Below are 15729 nucleotides of genomic sequence, written 5' to 3'. Positions count from 1 at the left end.
GCGCGGGTCGGCCGTCGACGTGCGTCCAGAGCCGGATCGTGCTCGCGGGACGTCCTGATGGACCGCCGCGGCTCGAGGACTTCGCTCTGGAGGAGGGCCCGATCCCCGAGCCGGGTGCCGGCGAGGTGCTTATGCGCACGCTCTGGCTCTCCCTCGACCCCTACCTCCGCGGCAGGATGGGCTCGTCGGCGTCGCACAGCTCTTCCACCGCGCCGGTCCCGCTCGGCGGCGTCATGGAGGGCGGCACCGTCAGCCAGGTGGTGTCCAGCAACGATGGCGGGCTCGCCTCCGGCGACCTCGTGGTCTCCGCCGCAGGGTGGCAGGAGTACGCCGTCGCGCCGGCAGCGTCCCTTCGCCGGATCGACGCCCGGGGCCTGCCGGCCTCGACGGCGCTCGGCGTGCTCGGCATGCCGGGCCTCACCGCCTACGCGGGTCTCCACGTGATCGGTCGCCCGGCCGCAGGGGAGACCGTCGTGGTCGCCGCCGCCACCGGCACGGTGGGGTCGCTGGTCGGCCAGCTGGCGCGCATCGCCGGTGCCCGGGCCGTGGGGATCGCCGGAGGGCAGCGCAAAAGCGCGTGGCTCCGGGAGTGCGCCATCTTCGACGCGGTCGTCGACCATCGCAGTCCGGACTTCGTCGAGCGGCTGGCCGACGCCACCCCCGACGGCATCGACGTCTACTTCGAGAACGTGGGCGGCCACGTCTGGCAGGCCGTGTGGCCGCGGCTCAACCGGCACGCCCGCGTCCCGGTGTGTGGGATCGCCTCGGCGTACAACGCGAGTGTCGCCGACGTCTCGGGCGACGTCGCGGGTCTGATGTCGGGCCTGGTGACGAGGAGCATCACGCTCCAGGGCTTCGTCTTCCGCGACCACGAGCAGCTGCGACCGCAGTTCGAGGCGGACGTCGGGCGTTGGGTCAACGAAGGGCGCATCGCCTACCACGAGGACGTGGTGGAGGGGTTGGCGAACGCTCCCGCGGCGTTCCTCGGGATGCTGGCGGGCGAGCACGTCGGCAAGCGACTGGTCCGCGTCGCCCACGAGGCCACGGCACGACCTAGGCGAGCATCGCGTGGATCTCGTTCTCAGCCGCCGTCCGGGCATCACTCGGGCTCATCGCGAGGCCGCCCTGCTTGATGATCCGGCTCACGCCACGGCGCACGTCGTCGCGGTAGCGAGCGTCGATCACGTCGAACTCGAGGTTCTTGACGTAGATCCGCAGGCGGTCGCGGAGGGAGCTGTCGGTGTTCGCGGCCTCGACGACGCTCGGGAGCATGCTGGTCGACACGAGCAGCGCGTGGGCCACACGACGCGCCCGCTCGTCGCGCAGCCCGAGGAGGACCTCCTGCTGGGACGCCCGGATGATGTGGTCCTTCCACCAGTCGAAGTCCTGCACGGAGTCCACCGCGCCGAGCTCGACGCTCGGCTCGAGCAACGTGCGGGTCAGGCTCTCGACGGCGTACTCGACGTAGCGATGCCGGTCCCGCCCCGACAGCGTGTCGGCGTAGAGGCGCAGGTCGCGCCGGGCGTCAGCCGCGGAGAAGCAGTAGCGGCGGATCCCGTGGATGTCCGGGTCGAGCAGGCCGTACTCGTAGTTCATCACCCGGAACGGGTTCAGGCCGCTCTCCAGCTGCGTCGGCAGCGCGTCGCGGGTCGAGTCGGACGAGAACGCCCAGGGAGCGTCCGGTCGTGGCACGCCGGCCATCATGTCGCGCAGGATCGGCGCTCCGTAGAAACGCTGCGGGAGGAGCGGCCCGGGACCGCGGGAGTACGAGATGCTCACGCCGGCCGCCTGGGCCTTCCGCAGGAACCGGTTGTTGTCGAGGTAGGTCAGCGACGAGGTGAACCGCGTGAGCGGCGACGGCCGCAGCTCACCGAGGTGGAAGACGGCGTCCAGGAGACGCTCGACCCAGTCCTCGCCCCACACCTCCTGACCGGCGTGTGCGAGCTCGTGGCCGACGCCGGAGTCCTCACCGGGGTAGAGCGATCCGAGGGTCGCGCAGCCGAGCATCGACAAGAGCGCGACGGCCGGGGAGTCGAAGCCGGCGGTGCCGTCGGCGGACCGGATGAGGAGCTGCAGCGACCCTGCGAGCCTGCCGAACGGCGTCGCCACGTCAACGGTGATCGCCGGGACCAGCTCGGAGAGCAGCTGCAGACCCTCCGGGGTGAACTCGCGCTGCTGGTCGCCGAGTCCCATGGAGGCGACGACGAACTCGCCCAGCACCCGGATCCGCTCGGGGGAGTGGCCGTCGTAGCTGTCGTCCTCGAGCGCGCGCCGGATCTCCTGGGCCACCGGCGCGGCCGAGCCCTGCTCGGCGTTCAGCAGGAAGTCGAGCAGCTCGCGCCGACGACCCCCCGAGAACGGGACGTCGCGCGATCGGCGGTTGGCGGCGACCGCGACCTCCGCGAGCGAGACCCGCGGTCCGTGGCGGCTCGAGCTCCCCGAGCCTTCGTAGGAGCGCAGCGTGCCGTTGCGGACCCACTGGTTGACCGCCTGTCGGCTGACGCCGACCGCGCGTGAGGCCTCGGCCTGCGTGACGAGGTCGTAGGGGAGCTCCTCCGGCACGGATTTCGTGCGCAGGCGCTCCGCCGCGCGCTCCAGCGCACGCACCAGCTCCGGGACAGGGACGGCCCCGCTCTCCCCCAGGGTCAGGGCCAGGCGCTCGAGTGCGATCGAGATCGACTCGTCACGGTGGTTCTGCATGCTGCCTACATTCCCATCCTGGCCCGGTGTTCGGGCGCGGGTGTCCGTCGCCCGCGTGTCAAATCGTGCTGCAATGATTGTCTTATCATGCTTCGGGTCGATAGCATCGCCCCTCATGGTGGCCGGGGGCAAGATCGCCGACGGAAGTCTGGCAGGGATGGCTCCGCAGCGCTGGGGCTTGCTCGGCCCCGCCTTCATCGCCGCCGTCGCGTACGTCGATCCCGGCAACGTCGCGACGAACGTCTCGGCGGCGCGCGGTACGGCGTCACGCTGGTGTGGGTCGTCGTGCTCGCCAACGCCATGGCGATGCTCGTCCAGTACCTCTCGGCGAAGCTGGGCCTGGTGACGGGGTCGATCGCTGGCCGCCCACCTCGGCGACCGGCTGCCGCGCCCGGCGCGTACCGCTTACTGGCTCCAGGCCGAGGTCGTGGCTCTGGCGACCGACCTGGCCGAGGTCGTCGGTGGCGCGATCGGCCTCCGCCTGCTCTTCGGCCTCCCGCTCGTCGTCGGTGCGATCCTGACAGCGGCCGTCGCCCTGCTGGTGCTCGCGGTCGGCGACCGCTGGGGTCAGGGCGTGCTCGAGCGGGTGATCATGGGCTTCCTCGTGCTGGTCGCGGTCGGCTTCGTGGCCGGTCTCGTGGTCGACGGCCCGGATGGGGGCGAGGTGGCGTCCGGTCTGGTCCCGTCGTTCGCTGGGGCGGACAGCGTGCTCCTCGCCTCCGGCATCGTCGGGGCAACGGTGATGCCCCACGCGATCTACCTGCACTCGAGCCTGACGACCGAGCGGCACGCCACCGCGCGCGCCCATCGCTCGATGGCAGATCTGCTGAGCGCCACCCGCGTCGACGTCGGCCTGGCGCTGGCTCTGGCCGGCGTGCTCAACCTCGCCCTACTGGTGGTCGCCGCGACCAGCCTGTCCGGGGTCTCGGGCACGGGCACGCTCCCGGGCGCCCACGCAGTCATCGGCGAGCGGTTGGGAGGCGGGGTGGCGCTGCTCTTCGCCGTCGCACTCCTCGGGTCCGGTCTCGCGTCGACCTCGGTCGGCAGCGCCGCAGGTGCCGAGATCATGCGCAGCCTGCTGGGCTGGCACGTGCCGCCGGTCGTTCGACGCCTGGCGACCCTCGTCCCCGCGGTGGTCGTCCTCGTGGCGGGCGCGGACCCGACCCGCAGCCTCGTGCTCTCCCAGGTCGCGTTGTCGTTGGGGGTTCCGTTCGCCATCGTCCCGCTGGTCTGGCTGACGTCGCAGGTCTCGGTCCTCGGCGAGCATCGCAACCACTCCGTGACGACGGCGCTCGCCGTCGCGTGCGCCGCGGTGATCGTCGCTCTCAACGTGGCGCTCGTGGTCCTCATGCTCTGAGCGACGGGGTCGCTGGACGGGTCAACGATGTTAAGACATAATTGCAACATGACTTCTGGGCATGACAGCGTCCGTTCCGACCTGTTCATCGGAGGGGCCTGGCGGCCGGGCGGAGCCGGCGAGTTCGACGTGCTGGACCCGGCGACCGGCGAGGTCGTCGCACGCGTCTCCGACGGCACCGAGACCGACGGCGTCGCGGCCGTCGACGCCGCGGCCGCAGCGTTCCCAGCCTGGGCCGCGGCGGCCCCTCGGGAGCGATCGGAGATCCTGCGCCGCACCTTCGAGCTCATGCTCCGTGACCGCGAGGAGCTCGCCCGGCTGATCAGCGCCGAGAACGGCAAGGCCCTCGCCGACGCTCGGGCCGAGGTGACCTACGCCGCCGAGTTCTTCCGGTGGTTCGCCGAGGAGGCGGTACGCACGGCGGGCGACTACGGCTCGTCACCGTCGGGCGGCACCAGGACCGTGGTCAGCCACAAGCCGGTGGGCGTGGCCGCGCTCGTCACGCCGTGGAACTTCCCGGCAGCGATGGCCACCCGGAAGCTGGCGCCAGCGCTCGCCGCGGGCTGCACGACGGTGCTCAAGCCAGCCTCGGAGACTCCGCTCACCACGCTGGCCGTCGTCCGTCTGATGGTGGAGGCGGGCCTGCCCGACGGCGTGGTCAACGTCGTGACGACCAAGCGTTCCGGTCCGCTCGTGTCCGCCTGGCTCGCGGACCCGCGGGTTCGCAAGATCTCGTTCACCGGCTCCACCGAGGTCGGACGTGTGCTCCTGCGCCAGGCCGCCGACCGTGTCGTGAACACCAGCATGGAGCTCGGCGGCAACGCACCGTTCGTCATCACCGAGGACGCCGACCTCGACCTCGCCGTTGAGGCGGCCCTGGTCGCGAAGTTCCGCGGTGGCGGTCAGGCCTGCACTGCGGCGAACCGGTTCTACGTGCACGCCGACGTGGCGGTCGACTTCGCCGACAGGTTCGGAACGGCCGTCGAGAAGCTCAGCGTCGGACCCGCGTCGGAGGGCAACGACGTCGGTCCGCTGATCTCAGTCCGGGCTGTGGAAGAGGTCCGGTCCCTCGTCGAGAGGGCCGTCGCCAGCGGCGCGACGATCAGTCACCGGGCCGCGGTGCCCGAGGACGGTGGCTTCTACTATCCGCCGACGGTGCTCATCGGCGTCCCCGACGACGCCGACATCGTCCAGAACGAGATCTTCGGTCCGGTGGCGCCTCTGGTCACCTGGACCGACGAGGCCGAGATGCTGCGGCTGGTCAACGGCACCGAGATGGGCCTCGCGGCGTACGTCGTCGCCGGCGACCTCGGCCGGGCCCTGCGGATCTCCGAGGCGATCGACGCCGGGATGGTCGGCGTGAACCGCGGCCTGGTCTCGGATCCGTCCGCGCCGTTCGGCGGCATGAAGCAGAGCGGGCTCGGGCGTGAGGGCGCCCGCGCGGGTCTCGAGGAGTTCCTCGAGACGCAGTACTTCAGCATCCACTGGCCCCGCTGACCCCACGGGCACCCACCGACCACGTCAGGAGCACCATGAGCGAGCTGCAGGACCGCCTGGACATCGAGAAGGCGATGAGGCACTACGCCGTCGGCCTCGACGAGCGCCGCTGGGAGGAGTGGGACCTGGCCTTCACCGTGGAGGGAGTCATCGACTTCACGCCGATGGGCGGCAAGCGGGAGACGCGCGACCAGATGCGCGAGCGGCTCAGCAAGCCGGACCCGGCATGGCTCTTCGCCCAGCACCCGCTCTACAACACGGTGGTCTCGCTGGCCGGGGACACCGCGACGGCGTTCTCGCACTTCCAGATGGAGACCGGCCGGCGCGGCGCGGTCGACGGGGAGGTCGTCCGGGTCAGCGGCGGCGGATCGTACGACGACACCCTGGTCCGGACGCCGGACGGCTGGCGCATCACCGAGCGTGTCGTCCGCCTCAAGTGGAAGGAGACGCGGACCGTCAAGGACGAGGTGTCGCGCGGCTGAGCAGCCGTCGGGCCCGGGTGACGACAGGCGCGTCCACCATGGTGCCGTCGACGACCATCACCCCATCGCCCCCGGCGGCCGAGGTGTCCTCGACCGCGGCGACGATGCGGGCGGCCCAGTCAAGCTCGACCTGGGTCGGGGTGAAGGCCTCGTTGACGGCCGCCACCTGCTGGGGATGGATGCAGAGCTTGGCGCTCAGACCCAGCTCGCGCGAGACGGCGAGGTCGGCCGCGAGCACGTCGGGGTCGTCCAGCCGGACGGTCACGCCGTCGATGGGCGGCGCGAGCCCCGCGGCCGCCGAGGCGATGACCAGCCGGCTCCGGCTGTAGGCGAAGGCGGCGTACGACGACGGGTCGACGCCCAGGTCCGCCGCCAGATCCACAGTGCCGAGCGCAAGCCGTGCCAACCCTTCAGCGCGCGCGATCTCGTCGACGTCGCGGATGCCGACCGGTGTCTCGACCAGCGCTAGCACCGGTGCGCCGCCCAGTGCCCGGTGCACGTCGGCGACCTGCACGGCGGACTCGGTCTTGGGCAGCATGACGGCGGCCCCGGTGCCGGCGAGCGCCTCCACTTCGGCGGCGTGTGTCGGCGTGCCGACCGCGTTGATCCTGATGATCGCCCGGGATCCGGTGGACAGCCAGTGCACGACCTGGGCGAGGGCGTCGCTCTTGGCGACGGCCGCGACGGCGTCCTCGAGGTCGAGCACGACCGCATCCGCCCCGCTGGCGGCGGCCTTGGCGAAACGCTCCGGCCGGTCGCCGGGGACGAACAGGAGACTCCGGGCAGCGGCGAGGTCGGGCGCCGTCATGCGAGCACCGCGGTGAGTTGCCAGTCGAGGACCGGGCGCAGCTCGCCGTCAGCGCCACGAGCGTCGACCCGGGATCGGAGGTCGACCAGCCCGCCGCCGTCGGCCAGCGGCTCGAGTCCTGTCACGGTGACGGTCGAGCCGAGCGCGTCGTCCTCGTGGACCGGCCCCACGTGATCGCAGCCGGCCCAGCCGGTCACGGTCGCCACGGCCGGCAGGGCTCGGGTGATCTGGTGGAGGGCGAGGCCGATGGTGTGCCCGCCGTACACGAGCCGGCGACCGCCGCCGGCGACGGCGTCGTGGTGGACGGCCGCCAGGTTGCCCGTGAGCCGCGCCAGTTCGGGGGCGCTCGAGACCACGTCGCGCCCGTCGACCGTCCAGCAGTCGCCGACCTCGAGGTCGCTGAAGTGCGGTCCCGCCACCCGGTCGCGGAACGTCGCGAGCCGCCAGTCGACCACCGGCGCCGCGAGCTCCGCCCTGGTGGGCGCCTGTCCGATCCGGTCCAGGTCGTCCTGGCGTCCGGTCGTGGCCTCAGGGGAGGACAGTGGCAGCATCGCGCACCGCCAGTAGTCCAGCACCGGCCGGTCATGCTGGTCGCTGGTCACGATGTGCAGCGCGACCAGCCCGCTGGGCGTCCGTCCCGGCTTGCGGCTGGTCTCCCGGATCCCCTCGACGGTCGTGATCGTCGTCAGCGTGTCGCCCGGCTGCGGGAACCGCCGGAAGCAGAGACCCCGATAGAACAGGTTGGCCCTGACGTGCTGGGTCACCGACGTCGACTGGCCGATCGAGACGTCCCACACCAACGCGGGCGACACGAGCCCCGGGCTGCCGGCGACGAGCGAGGCCAGGCTCCGGTCGAGGCACACGCGGAGCCGGTTGCCGACGACGCCGCGGTGTGCCGCCGTCAGCCCGTCAGTCAGGGTCACCGGCGGAGCGTCGTCGAAGACCTGTCCGACCTCGAGCTCGTCGGCGTACGGCCCGCGGACCGTGAAGGCGCGGCTCATGCGTCGGCCAGGATCAGCGAGGCGGCGCGCCAGGCCAGCGCCTGAGTCGGCGCCGAGGTGTTCCCGGACGGTTGGTGGGGGAAGACCGAGGCGTCCACGACACGCAGGCCCTCGACCCCGCGGACCCGGAGACGTTCGTCCACGACGTCGTCGGCGCCGGGCCCCATCGCGCACGTGCCGAGAGGGTGGTAGCCGGACGCACCGGCGTAGTGCCCGACCTGCTCGAAGTCGGCCTCGGTCCGCACGTCCGGTCCGGGGATCCGTTCCTCGGTGACGAGGTCGGCGATCGGCCCGCTCCCGAACAGCTCGCGCACTCGCGGCCCGACCTTGCCGATGACCCGGCGGTCCTCCTCGGTGCCCAGGAAGTCCGGCTGGATCACCGGTGCGTCCTCCGGGTCAGGCCCGGTGATGTGGATGTGCCCTCGGCTCGTCGGTCGGAGGGGGTACGCCGCGAGCATCAGCCCCGGCTCGTCGTCGACCGCCAGCTTGTGGTTGTGCATCGTCGAGCCCTTCATGGAGATCGGGTTGAAGAACCCGATCGTGTCAGGCCGGTCGGACGACTCGTCGGCCTTGAAGTAGACCAGGCAGGTGGCCGACCCCTGGGCGATGATGCCGTCGCGACGTACGAGATAGCGGGCTCCCTGCGTCATCCGCTTCAGAGGACTGTTCACCAGGGTGTTGAAGCCGGACGCGCCGCCCGGGCGCAGCTTGTACATGAAGCGCAGGCCACGGTGCTCGTTGAGCTTCTCGCCGACGTTCGGGCTCTCGGCCACCAGCTTCACCCCCGCAGCGGAGAGGACCTCTGCCCGGCCGATCCCCGACCGCTCCAGCAGGAGGGGCGAGTCGAGCGAGCCGCCGCACACCAGCACCTCGCGGCGAGCGCGGATCTCGCGCACCTCACCGCCGTGGTGACGGACCAGGACCCCGACCGCGCGCGTTCCGTCGAACAGGATCCGACCGACCTCGGCGCGGGTCAGCAGGGAGACATGGGGCCGGGAGAGCGCCGGGCGGAGGAACGCGCCCGCGGCCGTCACCCGCGTCCCGCGCCGGGTGGAGAACTGGGTGTAGCCGGTCCGCACGTGGTCGGAGCCGTTGATGTCGAGCACGCGGCGTGCGCCGATCGCGGCCGCGGAGTCCATGAATGCCTCGGAGACGGGCTCGGTCGGGGAGGTGATCTCGACACTCACCGGTCCGGCGGCGCCGTGCAGCTCCGAGCCGCCCAGCTGGAAGGACTCCAGCTGGCGGTACGCGTCGAGGAAGGTGTCCCAGCCCCAGCCCGGGGAGCCGTCCTCGACCAGTCGGTCGAAGTCGTCGGCCCACCCGCGGTTCCAGACGAGCCCGTTGATGGTGGTCGACCCGCCCACGACGCGACCTCGCCACCACGCGTCGGTCGCGTTGTCGGGGCCGAACGGTCCGGCGGTGAACCTCTTGGCGTAGCGGGCCGAGTGCATCGTGAAGAAGAAGCCCTTGGGCACGCGGTGCATCGGGTGGCGGTCGTGACCGCCGGCCTCGATCACGAGGACCGACGCCGACGAGGACGCCGAGAGCCTCTCGGCCAGCACCGAGCCGCCGGCACCGGAGCCCACGATGATGTAGTCGTACTCCATGCCGGGTCCTAGGCTCGGACGAGCGTGTCGATGGCCAGCACCGCGACGCGGTCCAGGTGCTGGGTGGCGCTGCCGAGCACGAGGCCGTCGGTTGTCGCCCGCTTGAAGTAGAGGTGCGGCGACCCCTCCCAGGTGAAGCCGAGGCCGCCGTGCATCTGGATCGCGCTCGCCGCCACCCACTCGTACGCCTCGCTGGCCACCGCGCGCGCCAGGCTGGCCGCGAGCTGCGGGTCGTCGAGGCCGTCCTGGAGGGCCCAGGCCGCGTGGTACGCCGCCGAGCGCGCCGTCTCGACCGCGATCAGCATGTTCGCGCAGCGGTGCTTGACGGCCTGGTAGGCGCCGACCGGCTGGCCGAACTGCTTGCGCGTGCTCACGTGCGCGACGGTGATGTCGAGCATCCGCTGGGCGCCGCCGACCTGCTCGACGGCGAGCAGGGCCGCCGCCGTCCGGGCCGCGTGCTCGCAGGCGGCCACGGCCTCGTCGCCGACGGCGAGCAGGCGCGCTGAGCTGCGGTCGAACGAGACGGCCGCCTGGCGCCGCGTCAGGTCGAGGGTGGTGAGCGGGGTGCGGCTGACGCCGTCCGCGTCCCCGGCCACTGCGAAGAGCGCCAGGCCGGCCCCGGTGGTGGCGACGACGAGGAGCGTGTCGGCGGCGGCTCCGTCGGGCACCTGGGCGACCTCGCCCACGAGCTGCCAGCCAGTGCCCAGGTCCGTTGCGGCGACCTGCACGGCGTCGGCGTCGAGGCCGCCGTCCCACAGGGGCGCGACCAGAGTGGCTGCCTTCTCGCCGGAGCACAACGGAGGCAGCAGCTCGGCCTTGGCCTTCTCGTCCGAGATCGCGGTGAGGGCGGGCATGGCCAGGCACAGCGTGCCCAGGACCGGGCCGCAGACCAGGGCGGCGCCGAGCTCCTCGACCGCGACGGCCTGGGCGACGAGCCCGGCGTCGTCGCCGCCGTACGCCTCGGGCACGGCGAGACCCAGGACACCCAGCTCGCTGCCGAGCCGGCGCCACAGAGCGGGATCCCACCCGGCGTCGGTGTCCATCGTCTCCCGGACGACGGACTCCGGGGAGACTTCCTGGCAGAACTCGCGGACCATGGCGCGCAGCTCGGCCAGGTCCTCGGTGAACTCGAACTCCTGGTCGGTGGTGAGCGTCATCGGGGGATCTCCTTCCACGGGATGCCCTTGTCGGCGCGGAGCTCCTGCGGAAGCTTGAGCACGCGCTCCCCGATCACGTTCCGCATGATCTCGGACGTCCCGCCCTCGAGCGTCGTCGCGCGGGAGCGGAGGAACTTCCTCTGCAGGGCCGTCGAGCCGGTCTCGTCGTCGGGTGCGTCGGGTGAGTAGGTGTCGATGAGCGTGCCCTGCGGGCCGAGGAGCTCGATGCAGAACTCGTAGACGGCCTGGGTGAGCTCGGAGTTGAGGAGCTTGATGATCGAGCTCTCGGGCCCGACCGCTCCCGTGCTGGCCGTGACGCGGGCGCGGTTGCCGGTGAGCCGCTGGGTCTCGGCGCGTACCCAGAGCCGTGTCAGTCGCTCGCGCAGCACCGCGGTGTGTCGCTCCGGGTGCGCGGCCCAGAGCTCGAGGGCGTCGGCGATCGCGCCGCTGCCGCGGGTCGCCACACGGTCTCCCAGCGACGTGCGCTCGTCGCCGAGCGTGCTGTTCGCGACGATCCAGCCTGCGCCGACGTCGCCGAAGCGCTGGCTGTCGGGGATGTGGACGTCGTCGAGGAAGACCTCGTTGAAGGAGGCGCGGCCCGTGAGCTGGCGCAGCGGTCGTACGTCGATGCCGGGTGTGTGCATGTCGACGATGAAGTAGGTCAGGCCACGGTGCTTGGGCACGTCGGGGTCGGTGCGGGCTAGGAGGATCGCCCACCGGGACAGGTGCGCGAGGCTGTTCCAGACCTTCTGTCCATTGACCCTCCAGCCGTCACCGTCGCGCACCGCCCGCGTCGCCAAGCCCGCCAGGTCCGAGCCCGCGCCCGGCTCGCTGAACAGCTGGCACCACTTCTCCTCGCCGGTGGCGAGCGGGCGCAGGAGCCGGGCGGCGAGCTCGGCGTCGGCGTAGCGCCGGATGGTGCCCGCCACGATCCCGTAGCCGATCGTGTTGACCGTGCGCGGCTCGGGACCGCCGGCCTCCTGGAGGATCCGGTTCGCCAGCGGCTGGAGGGCGCGCGGGGCGTCCAGGCCGCCGAGACCGACGGGGAAGTGGACCCATGTCAGACCGGCGTCGTACCAGGCCCCCATGAGCTCGGCGAGCGGGGTCGACGTCGGCGGATGCTCCGCGACCACTCGGCGCGCGGTCTCCTCCACGAAGGTGGCGTCGGGCGTGGTCGAGGGTGGCGCGGTCGTCATGCGTGGTCCTTCGCAGCCGGGTGTCGGGACACCACGGACTCTATCGCCTGAACATCATTGCACCAGATGAGATACATCACTGCAGCATCAATGCTTAGGCGAGCGCCGCGTCACCGACGCGGGTACCGGGCGTGAAGGCGACAGGGAACTCATTGGGACCGATGACCGTCGGCGGCTGCGGGTGGAGGTCCCACGCCACGTCGCCGGCCAGGCGCAGGTCGGGCATCCGGGTCACGATGGCGGTGAACATGGCGACGAGCTCGGCGCGCGCCAGGTGTGAGCCGAGGCAGAAGTGGCGACCGGCGCCGAAGGCCAGGTGCGGGTTCGGCGAGCGGAAGATGTCGAACGTGTCGGGGTCGCTGAACACCTCGGGGTCGCGGTTGGCCGCGCCGTAGTAGCCGGCCACCTTGGTGCCCTTCGGGATCGCGATGCCGGCGATCTCGGCGTCCCGGGTCGCCGTGCGGCGCTGGTAGACCAGGGGCGGGTCGAAGCGCAGCATCTCCTCGACCGCCCCCGGGATCAGGTACGGGTCCTCGATGAGGGCGCGGAGCGCCTCAGGGTGCTCGAGGAGCCGCAGCATCCCGGTGCCCAGGACGTTGCGCGAGGTGTCGCTGCCGGCGCTGACCAGCAGCTGGAAGTCGAGCTGGAACTGCATCTCGTCGAAGGGCACTCCGAGCACCTCCGCCTGCGCGATCTTGGTCAGCATGTCCTCGCGCGGCGCCTTCACGCGCTCGGCGTACGCCTCGGACGCCCACTGGTAAAGGGTGGTGAGCGCCTCGGCACCGATGCCGTACGACGGGTCCGTGCCGCGGGCGAGCGTCGCTGCGGCGTCGAACATCACCAGCGACTGCTCGCGTGGGAGGCCGACCAGGTCGGCCATCACGAAGCTGGCCATCCGCCCCGAGATGTCCTCGATGAAGTTGCAGGACCCCTTCTCGATGACCCGGTCGATGATGTCGTGGCACAGCTCCTCGAGCACGTCCTGCTGGTCGCGTACCGCGATCACGCTGAGCTCGGGGCTGAGCATCCTGCGGTGAGCGGTGTGGTGCGGCGGGTCGGAGAAGATCAGGTGCTGGTGCGTCTCGTCGCCCTGGACGGCCGTGTCGCTGATGATCGTGGTCGGCGCGTTGGCGAACGTCTCGGAGTCGGTCTCCATGGCCTTGAGGTCGGCGTACCGCATGAGCGCGTAGTAGCCCGGCCCGCCGTCGAACTCCCGCTGGAAGTACACCGGCTGGGTCTCCCGCAGCTGTCGGTAGAGCTCGTAGGGCTGGCTCGTCACGTAGTGGGCGGGATCGAGCAGGTTGATCTCCATGGGACACCTCTGATCAGGGTCGGCGGCCGAGTGGCGCGCCGAGCTCTTATTTGTCTTGCAACCATCTTGGGGTGATCCCGCCCACCGGTCAACTATGTTGGTACTAGCGCCTATGAATGATGGTGTTCTACTGTTCAAACCTAACTACGTCTCACCAGGAGGACTGCGGTGACCGCAACGACGCCCACCCAGCGCAAGTACCGGACGACGAACCCCGCCACGGGAGAGCTCGTGCGGGACTACCCGTCCATCGACGACGCCGAGCTCGAGTCCCAGCTCGCGCTGGCCCACCAGGCGTTCCTGGCCTGGCGCGACGTCCCGCTGTCCGAGCGGATCGCGCTGTTCTACCGGGTCGCCGACCTCATCGAGGCCAAGCTCCCCGAGCTCGCCCACCAGGCCACTCTCGAGATGGGCAAGGTGCTTCCGCACTCGATGGGAGAGGGCATGGGCGCGGTCGACATGTTCCGCTACTACGCCAAGAACGCCGAGGAGATCCTGGCCGACGAGCCCATCGACGTCCCCGGGTTCGCGCAGGCCTTCCTCCGGCGCGAGCCGATGGGTGTGGTGATCGGCATCGAGCCCTGGAACGCCCCGCTCTACCAGGCGATGCGTGCGACCGCTCCCAACCTCATGCTCGGCAACACCGTCATGGTCAAGCCCGCCGAGATCTGCGCCGGCTCGACGCTCATGTTCGACGACATCTTCCTCGAGGCCGGCTTCCCGGCAGGCTGCTACCAGACCCTGCTCGCGACCCGCGACCAGATCGGGACCGTGATCGCCGACGACCGCGTCCGCGGCGTCACCCTGACAGGGTCCGACGCCGCCGGGTCGAAGATCGGCGAGCTGGCCGGGCGCAACATCAAGCCGGTCGTCCTCGAGCTCGGCGGCTCCGACGCCTTCATCGTGCTGGACTCCGCGAACGTCGAGCTGGCGGCCGGCGTGGCCGCGACCTGCCGGCTGCTGCTCGGCGGTCAGGCCTGCGCGCTGCCCAAGCGGGTCATCGTCACCGAGGGCATCGCCGACGAGTTCACCGAGAAGTACGTCGCGGCCTTCGCCAGCCAGGTGCTGGGCGACCCGTTCGACGAGGCCTCGACGATCGGTCCGATGTCGAGCCAGTCCGCCGCCGACCTGCTCCAGGAGCAGCTCGACGACGCTGTCTCGAAGGGCGCGACGGTGCTGCTCGAAGGTGGCAAGGTCGACGGTCCCGGCTTCTACTTCAAGCCGACCGTCATCACGGGCATCACGCCCGACATGCGCGTCTACCGCGAGGAGCCGTTCGGACCGGTCGGCATGATCTTCCGCGTCCCCGACGCGGAGGCGGCGATCGAGCTGGGCAACGACAGCCCGTACGGGCTCGGCGGAGCGGTCTTCGGGGAGGACGAGGAGGCACTGCGCGTCGCGTCGCGTCTCGACACCGGGGGCGTCGGGGTCAACACCTTCATGGGCTCGCCGACCGAGGTCGCCTTCGGGGGGACCAAGCGCTCCGGCGTCGGCCGCGAGCTCGGTCGCTCCGGCATGGACCAGTTCGCCAACCTCAAGACGTACGCCGTCGGCGGTGCCGCGTTCGGTTTCTGACCGCCGCACCCACGAGCCAGGAGGTCGAACGATCAACAGCCCGCAGACCGTCTCACCGCGGCGCCAGTACAGCAAGGTCGACATCGACGCGCTGGCGCAGCGGTACCGCACCTGGGGACGCTGGGGGCCGGATGACGAGGCGGGCTCGCTCAACCTCATCACGCCCGAGAAGGTCGCGGCCGCGGCGGCGCTCGTCCGCACCGGCCGCGCCTTCTCGCTCGCGATCCCGCTCGACCGCAACGGCCCCATGCCTGCGCGGACGGCACGGGTCAACCCCCAGCACGTGATGTTCAAACACGGCGGTGACCTGCTCGCCGACTGGGAGAACGCCCAGCACGGCATGCAGTCCACCGACGACGGCGTGTACATGCCCCTGCAGTGCGCGACCCAGTGGGACGCGTTCTGCCACGTGTTCTACGACGGCCAGACCTACAACGGGCACGGTCCGGAGGCGGTGACCAGCCAGGGAGCCGCCCACAACAGCATCGCCCAGGTGGCCGACCGGGTCGTCGGCCGCGGTGTGCTGCTCGACTTCCCCCGCTTCTACGGCGTCGACTGGCTCGAGCCCGAGGACGCGATCCAGGACGTCGACGTGGAGGCCTGCGCCCGCGCCCAGGGCGTCGAGATCGGCGAGGGCGACCTGGTGCTCGTCCGGACCGGACACATGCGCCGTCGCCGCGAGGAGGGCGAGGAGCACTGGGGTGACTACGCCGCCGGGCCGGCCCCCGGGCTGGGGGTGAGCAGCGTCGACTACCTGCTCCCGCGCGGGGTCGCGGCCGTCGCCTCCGACACGTGGGGGCTGGAGAGCGTGCCGAGCGAGTCGCTCCCCGAGGTGAAGTTCGCGCTCCACGTGGTCCTCCTGGTCAACGCCGGCGTCCTGATCGGCGAGATCTGGGACCTCGAGGAGCTGGCCGCGGACTGCGCCGCCGACGGGGTCTACGAGTTCTTCCTGACCGCTCAGCCGCTCACGGTGACGGGCGCCGTCGGAACCCCCCTCAACCCGATCGCCATCAAGTAACCAGCCTGTTCTTGCAGAG

The 15729-nt window shown here is 71.3% G+C and carries 12 protein-coding genes and 1 pseudogene; 6 read left to right on the top strand and 7 right to left on the bottom strand.

The features are described 5' to 3' along the window. On the top strand, window positions 1-1133 hold a 1133-nt coding region (locus ABD205_RS02100; protein WP_344041911.1), incomplete at its 5' end, for an NADP-dependent oxidoreductase. Here the strand turns inward: ABD205_RS02100 and ABD205_RS02095 are convergent. Next, on the bottom strand, window positions 1054-2700 hold the full coding sequence (locus tag ABD205_RS02095; RefSeq protein WP_344041909.1) for a hypothetical protein: 1647 nt from the start codon (window positions 2698-2700) through the stop codon (window positions 1054-1056). The two genes, ABD205_RS02100 and ABD205_RS02095, sit on opposite strands and share 80 nt — an antisense overlap. Before the next feature lie 157 nt (window positions 2701-2857). Between ABD205_RS02095 and ABD205_RS02085 the strand changes: the two are divergent. The 3 genes and pseudogenes from ABD205_RS02085 (at window position 2858) to ABD205_RS02075 (ending at window position 6036) form a co-directional block, all read left to right on the top strand. Beyond that, a pseudogene (locus ABD205_RS02085) lies at window positions 2858-4057 on the top strand (Nramp family divalent metal transporter). Between the two features lie 48 nt (window positions 4058-4105). After that, on the top strand, window positions 4106-5554 hold the full coding sequence (locus ABD205_RS02080) for an NAD-dependent succinate-semialdehyde dehydrogenase (protein ID WP_344041907.1): 1449 nt from the start codon (window positions 4106-4108) through the stop codon (window positions 5552-5554). 35 nt (window positions 5555-5589) lie between these two features. Then, window positions 5590-6036 carry a nuclear transport factor 2 family protein gene (locus ABD205_RS02075; RefSeq protein WP_344041905.1) on the top strand — a complete coding sequence of 149 codons (447 nt, stop codon included), beginning with the start codon at window positions 5590-5592 and terminating at the stop codon, window positions 6034-6036. On the opposite strand, the gene ABD205_RS02070 is transcribed toward ABD205_RS02075, so the two are convergent. The 6 genes from ABD205_RS02070 to ABD205_RS02045 form a co-directional block, all read right to left on the bottom strand. After that, window positions 6011-6844, bottom strand: a complete 834-nt coding sequence (locus ABD205_RS02070; RefSeq protein ID WP_344041903.1) for an HpcH/HpaI aldolase/citrate lyase family protein — start codon at window positions 6842-6844, stop codon at window positions 6011-6013. The two genes, ABD205_RS02075 and ABD205_RS02070, sit on opposite strands and share 26 nt — an antisense overlap. Next, window positions 6841-7845, bottom strand: coding sequence for a MaoC family dehydratase (locus ABD205_RS02065; protein ID WP_344041901.1), 1005 nt, complete (start codon window positions 7843-7845; stop codon window positions 6841-6843). Before ABD205_RS02065 ends, ABD205_RS02070 begins: the two co-directional genes overlap by 4 nt. Continuing rightward, a complete protein-coding gene (locus ABD205_RS02060; protein ID WP_344041899.1) occupies window positions 7842-9452 on the bottom strand; it encodes a GMC family oxidoreductase in 1611 nt (536 codons plus the stop codon). The genes ABD205_RS02065 and ABD205_RS02060 overlap by 4 nt, the downstream gene beginning before the upstream one ends. An 8-nt stretch (window positions 9453-9460) precedes the next feature. Next, window positions 9461-10609 carry an acyl-CoA dehydrogenase family protein gene (locus ABD205_RS02055; protein ID WP_344041897.1) on the bottom strand — a complete coding sequence of 383 codons (1149 nt, stop codon included), beginning with the start codon at window positions 10607-10609 and terminating at the stop codon, window positions 9461-9463. Next, window positions 10606-11805, bottom strand: a complete 1200-nt coding sequence (locus ABD205_RS02050) for an acyl-CoA dehydrogenase family protein (protein ID WP_344041895.1) — start codon at window positions 11803-11805, stop codon at window positions 10606-10608. The genes ABD205_RS02055 and ABD205_RS02050 overlap by 4 nt, the downstream gene beginning before the upstream one ends. 94 nt (window positions 11806-11899) lie before the next feature. Continuing rightward, window positions 11900-13117, bottom strand: a complete 1218-nt coding sequence (locus tag ABD205_RS02045; protein ID WP_344041893.1) for a cytochrome P450 — start codon at window positions 13115-13117, stop codon at window positions 11900-11902. 168 nt (window positions 13118-13285) lie between these two features. Here ABD205_RS02045 and ABD205_RS02040 point away from each other — a divergent pair, with 168 nt between their 5' ends. Together ABD205_RS02040 and ABD205_RS02035 are read left to right on the top strand one after the other, a co-directional pair. Then, complete coding sequence (locus ABD205_RS02040; RefSeq protein WP_344041891.1) at window positions 13286-14692, top strand: aldehyde dehydrogenase family protein; 1407 nt, start codon at window positions 13286-13288, stop codon at window positions 14690-14692. Continuing rightward, window positions 14673-15710 carry a cyclase family protein gene (locus ABD205_RS02035; protein ID WP_344041889.1) on the top strand — a complete coding sequence of 346 codons (1038 nt, stop codon included), beginning with the start codon at window positions 14673-14675 and terminating at the stop codon, window positions 15708-15710. Before ABD205_RS02040 ends, ABD205_RS02035 begins: the two co-directional genes overlap by 20 nt. The last annotated feature ends 19 nt before the right edge of the window (window positions 15711-15729 follow it).

It is taken from the genome of Nocardioides panacihumi, from assembly GCF_039530925.1.
GTDB lineage: Bacteria > Actinomycetota > Actinomycetes > Propionibacteriales > Nocardioidaceae > Nocardioides > Nocardioides panacihumi.
Note: the sequence above shows the minus strand (reverse complement) of the source record. Positions and strands in the feature narration are given on the sequence as shown.